Below are 4,879 nucleotides of genomic sequence, written 5' to 3'. Positions count from 1 at the left end.
ATGCGGGCCAGGTCGTTACGCGCCAGGTCAACCAACATCAGGTGTTCAGAGAGTTCTTTGTGATCGGTGCGCATTTCCAGCTCGATGCGGCTGTCTAAATCGCGGTCCAGCGAACCGTCCGCGCGGCGACCGCGAGGCCGGGTACCGGCAATCGGGTAGATCTCAATCTGGCGGTTCGTCGCATCGTATTTCAGCGAGCTTTCCGGAGAGGCCCCGAACAGCGTGAAATCGTTATCCTGCATAAAGAACATGTACGGGCTTGGGTTGCTCTTCTTCAGCGTCTGATAGGCGGCCAGCGGCGACGGGCAGGGCAGCGAGAAGCGGCGGGACGGCACCACCTGGAAGATTTCGCCGATGCGAATAGCTTTTTGCATCTGGCGGACAACCGCGCCGAATTCTTCATCGCTCTGGTTAACGTCGCAGCTCATGTGTTCGACTTTCTGTACCGGCAGCTCGGCTGGCTGCTCGCTAATTTGCTGGCGAAGCTGTTCGGTACGTTTTATCAGGCGCTGTTTTTCGCTTTCTGACGGCGTAAAGAGGCTGGCCTGAATGCGGGTCTGCTTTTTCTGGTGATCGATAGTCAATAATGTCTCGGCCAGGTAGAAGCAGTAATCCGGGCAGCGGTTGTCCTGTTTCAGCTGCGGCAGATCTTCAAAGCCGGCCACCAGGTCATAAGCGAACAGGCCGCCGAAGAACATCGCGTTACGTTCGTCAGCAGGCACGCTCACCAGTTCCTGCATGATGCGGAAAGCGTCAAAGACCGACAGCGAGCACAGGCGTGCGTCTTCATCTAATAACGAGCTGACGCCCGGAAAGCGCAAGATACGGCCATCGGGGAAGTGTTCATTTTCGACCCCAGCCGGTAATGCTGCGTCCAGCAGCGGCAGTAAAGAGGCGCCGTTCGCGGACAGAGCCTGTAAAGTGACGGTGTCACCCAACGCCGTAATGCGCATGGCGCTGTCTACCAGCAGCAGGCTTTTTAAATCGTTTTTGCTGTCGATGTCGGCGGACTCCAGCAGCAGCGTCGCAGGGCGTGCGCCGCACAGCTGGTGGAAAAGGGCCGTTGGGTTTTCACGGTAGGCAGCTTCGCTGCTCAGGAGTGCAAGTGCCGGTTTTTGTGTTTGCATTTTAGTTCTCAAATTTTGTTCAAAAAAAAGCCCGCATCGTTGGCGGGCCTGGTATCTGCGCTGTTAAACAGCGTACGCGATCGCACCGCCCGAGTTCAGGGAGTACGCCACCAACCGTGCAGGGAATTCATCGCTTTCATTTCAGATACCTCATTATGTGAACTTGCGTACTAGTAAACTGGTTCAGGCGTGTGTTGTCAATACTGATTTTTTAAAATAGCCGAATATCGCTATCATAGGCCGCTAAATTTCTGTTTATCCATTCTGGAGCCATTTTGAGCGAGCCCACCCTGGCCACGATCCACGATTTACACAGCCACACTACCGCCTCGGACGGCCTGTTGTCTCCTGAAGCTCTTGTCAGCCGCGCGGTGGATATGCGCGTGACGGTTCTGGCTATTACCGATCACGATACCGTTGCCGGCCTGCCCGCCGCGCGTGCAGAAATCGAACGCCTGAATTTACCGCTACAGTTAATCAGCGGAGTAGAAATATCAACCGTGTGGGAAAACCACGAGATTCATATCGTGGGGCTGGGCGTTGATGAGCAGCATCCGGCGCTGAAGCTGTTTCTTGCGCAGCAGAGTGAACGCCGCAGCCAGCGCGCAGTGATGATTGCCGAGCGTCTGGATAAAGCGCGTATTCCCGATGCGTTAGAAGGCGCAATGCGGCATGCCAGCGGCGGGGCGATCACCCGCGGTCATTTTGCTCGTTTTCTGGTCGAGCAGGGCAAAGCCAGCAATATGGGCGACGTCTTCAAGAAGTATCTGGCGAAAGGGAAAACCGGATATGTTCCGCCTCAGTGGTGTACAATAGAACAAGCTATTGATGTCATTCATCATTCTGGCGGGCAGGCGGTACTGGCGCATCCAGGGCGCTACGGCCTGACCGCAAAATGGCTAAAACGACTGCTGGCGCACTTTGCCGAACACGGTGGCGATGCCATGGAAGTTGCGCAGTGCCAGCAGGCTCCCAACGAACGAACCCAGCTTGCGAGCTACGCGAAGCAGTTTAATCTGCTGGCGTCGCAGGGATCAGACTTTCATCTGCCCTGCGCCTGGATTGAGCTGGGACGCAAGCTGTGGCTTCCTGCGGGCGTTGAGCCCGTCTGGCAGCACTGGGAGCAGAGCCACATCGCGAAAGAGAGGGCAGTATGAGTCAGTTTTTTTATATCCACCCGGATAACCCGCAGCCGCGCCTGATTAACCAGGCAGTGGACATTATTCGTAAAGGTGGGGTGATTGTTTACCCTACGGATTCCGGCTATGCGCTGGGCTGTAAGCTGGAAGATAAATCGGCGATGGAGCGCATTTGCCGCATCCGTCAGCTTCCCGATGGCCACAACTTCACCCTGATGTGCCGGGATTTATCTGAGCTGTCGACCTATGCGTTTGTCGATAACGTCGCGTTCCGCCTGATTAAAAACAACACGCCGGGGAACTATACTTTCATCCTCAAGGGTACCAAAGAGGTGCCGCGCCGCCTGCTGCAGGAAAAACGTAAAACCATCGGCCTGCGCGTGCCGTCAAACCCGATTGCGCTGGCGCTGCTGGAAACGCTGGATGAGCCGATGCTGTCAACTTCGCTGATGCTGCCGGGCAATGAGTTTACCGAGTCCGACCCTGAAGAGATTAAAGATCGTCTGGAGAAGGTCGTGGATCTGGTCATCCACGGCGGTTATCTGGGCCAGCAGCCCACCACGGTTATCGACCTGACGGAAGATGCGCCAGTGGTGATGCGCGAGGGCGTCGGGGACGTTAAACCTTTCCTGTAAGGAGATGGCTATGGCCCGATTTAACATTGATGTTCTGGCTTCTCAGTGCGGCGTGACGCCAGCCAATATTCGCAGCTGGCAGCGTTACGGTTTAATCAAACCGCAGGTGGATGAGAACGGGCACCGTTTTTTCAATTTTACCCACTGTTCACGGGTCGCAGCGATTGTAGGCTGGCTTGAAAAGGGCGCCGCGTTGCCGGATATGCTGGCGCTGCTGAACGGTGAGGAAACCGGCACTCCTTCCGGCTGGCTTGAGGTTCAGGAAGCCCTGTTGGCGCAGTGCGAGGCGATGCAGCCCACGAAGCTGCGGGGGCTTATCTGGCGCTACGGCCGCGAAGTGCCTCCGGCTATTTTTATTGATGAAATTGTCCGGCCGCTGAGGCTGTGGCTCGACGCCGATGTGCAGCAGGAAATGGCCATGAGCCGCGCTATGCTGGACACCGCCCTGATTGAATACGCCACGTTCGTGCTGGCCAGCGGGCGAAAACGCCCCGGCGGCAGGCTGTTTATTCTGGCGCTTTCGCTGAAAGATCCCCTTGAGCTGTGGCTGGAAGGGATTCGTTTTGCCAGCGACGGTTTCTTCGTTGAGGTGCTGGATCGTGAAATTCCGTTCCCGGACCTCAGCCGCATCAGCGCCGATCACATTATGATTTGGACGGATAAAGCGCTGACGAGCAGCCAGCAGGCGCTGTATCAGCGGTGGCTGAGTAGCGATTTACCCGTCTTTCTTGCGGGCAGTGAAGCCGCACAGGCACAAAGAGATGTGGCAACAAGCGCTGACTGTTTACCCGTCGACCGTGCCTCGCTGCTTGCCAGCCTGAATCATTAGTATGAGTAAAACCCGGTAGACGGGTTTTAACTCCATTTGCGCTAAAATTCGTGTACTATGTGCGGCCACGAAGCTGCCCTCAGCATTTGACTGCGACCGGGCGGCGGTCCGAATCCGTATTTATACTTCATCAGGCCCATGCCTTTTGATTTCAAAGTATCTGAGACGCCTGTGAAGGCGACACCCGAGGAAGCTCAATGAGCGAAAAGTTACAAAAAGTGCTGGCTCGCGCTGGCCATGGTTCCCGTCGTGAGATTGAAACCATTATCTCTGCTGGTCGCGTAAGCGTTGATGGCAAAATTGCCACGCTGGGCGATCGGGTTGAAATTACCCAGTCGCTTAAAATTCGCATCGATGGTCATTTGATCTCGATTCGTGAGTCTGCGGAACAAATTTGCCGCGTGCTGGCCTATTACAAACCTGAAGGTGAGCTGTGTACCCGCAGCGATCCGGAAGGGCGCCCGACGGTGTTTGATCGTCTGCCGAAGCTGCGCGGTGCTCGCTGGATTGCCGTAGGGCGTCTGGACGTCAACACCTGCGGTTTACTGCTGTTCACCACCGACGGCGAGCTGGCTAACCGCCTGATGCACCCGAGCCGTGAAGTGGAGCGTGAATACTCCGTTCGCGTCTTTGGTCAAATAGATGACGATAAAGTAAAGCAGCTTTCTCGCGGCGTGCAGCTTGAGGACGGCCCTGCGGCATTCAAAACTATCAAGTTCACCGGTGGCGAAGGCATTAACCAGTGGTACAACGTGACCCTGACCGAAGGCCGTAACCGTGAGGTTCGTCGCCTGTGGGAAGCGGTTGGCGTGCAGGTTAGCCGCCTTATTCGCGTTCGTTATGGCGACATCAAGCTGCCTAAAGGCTTGCCGCGTGGCGGGTACNNACCGGCGGCAATCGTCGTTCCGGCGGTCGCAGTAACGGTTAATCCCCTTCATTCCCGGTGAATCCTCGCCGGGAATGTCTCTCCTGATATTCCTGTTTGAGACAACTCTCACACTTTCGCACAAAGACAAAAAACAGGAAATAGCTCGACAAATAACGCAAAGTAATGGTTTTGCACCCTCCTTATACTGGCTGAACATTGTGTAATGTGCGGGGGGGAACATGAATTCTGTGCAGAAGTTATCGGCAAGCTATGTGGCGATC

4 protein-coding genes, 1 pseudogene and 1 other annotated feature are annotated in these 4,879 nt (G+C 55.7%); of the genes and pseudogenes, 4 read left to right on the top strand and 1 reads right to left on the bottom strand.

The genetic code is table 11. The annotated features are described in order from the left end of the window. Window positions 1-1,127 (bottom strand): anthranilate synthase component I (gene trpE, locus HX778_RS12375; protein WP_176982166.1); only part of this gene is annotated, 1,127 nt, incomplete at its 3' end. 21 nt (window positions 1,128-1,148) lie between these two features. After that, window positions 1,149-1,246, bottom strand: a sequence feature (Trp leader region). 138 nt (window positions 1,247-1,384) lie between these two features. Between trpE and HX778_RS12370 the strand changes: the two genes are divergently transcribed. The 4 genes and pseudogenes from HX778_RS12370 to rluB all read left to right on the top strand — a co-directional run. Further along, window positions 1,385-2,284 carry a PHP domain-containing protein gene (locus HX778_RS12370; RefSeq protein WP_176982168.1) on the top strand — a complete coding sequence of 300 codons (900 nt, stop codon included), beginning with the start codon at window positions 1,385-1,387 and terminating at the stop codon, window positions 2,282-2,284. Then, the gene (locus HX778_RS12365) at window positions 2,281-2,901 is read left to right on the top strand and encodes an L-threonylcarbamoyladenylate synthase (RefSeq protein ID WP_038471874.1); all 621 of its coding nucleotides are present in this window, start codon (window positions 2,281-2,283) and stop codon (window positions 2,899-2,901) included. Before HX778_RS12370 ends, HX778_RS12365 begins: the two co-directional genes overlap by 4 nt. A gap of 10 nt (window positions 2,902-2,911) precedes the next feature. Beyond that, window positions 2,912-3,730, top strand: a complete 819-nt coding sequence (locus HX778_RS12360; RefSeq protein WP_176982165.1) for a MerR family transcriptional regulator — start codon at window positions 2,912-2,914, stop codon at window positions 3,728-3,730. Between the two features lie 197 nt (window positions 3,731-3,927). Next, window positions 3,928-4,614 (top strand): annotated as a pseudogene (gene rluB / locus HX778_RS12355) (23S rRNA pseudouridine(2605) synthase RluB); the annotation flags it as partial. Window positions 4,615-4,879: the final 265 nt, after the last annotated feature.

It is taken from the genome of Cedecea sp. P7760 (assembly GCF_013386425.1).
In the GTDB taxonomy this organism is placed as follows: Bacteria; Pseudomonadota; Gammaproteobacteria; order Enterobacterales; family Enterobacteriaceae; genus Cedecea; species Cedecea selenatireducens.
Note: the sequence above shows the minus strand (reverse complement) of the source record. Positions and strands in the feature narration are given on the sequence as shown.

Excerpts from the sequence above, each read along its gene's own strand:
- HX778_RS12365 (WP_038471874.1), top strand. The coding sequence starts at position 2,281 with ATGAGTCAGTTTTTTTATATCCACCCGGATAACCCGCAGCCGCGCCTG.
- HX778_RS12360 (WP_176982165.1), top strand. The coding sequence starts at position 2,912 with ATGGCCCGATTTAACATTGATGTTCTGGCTTCTCAGTGCGGCGTGACG.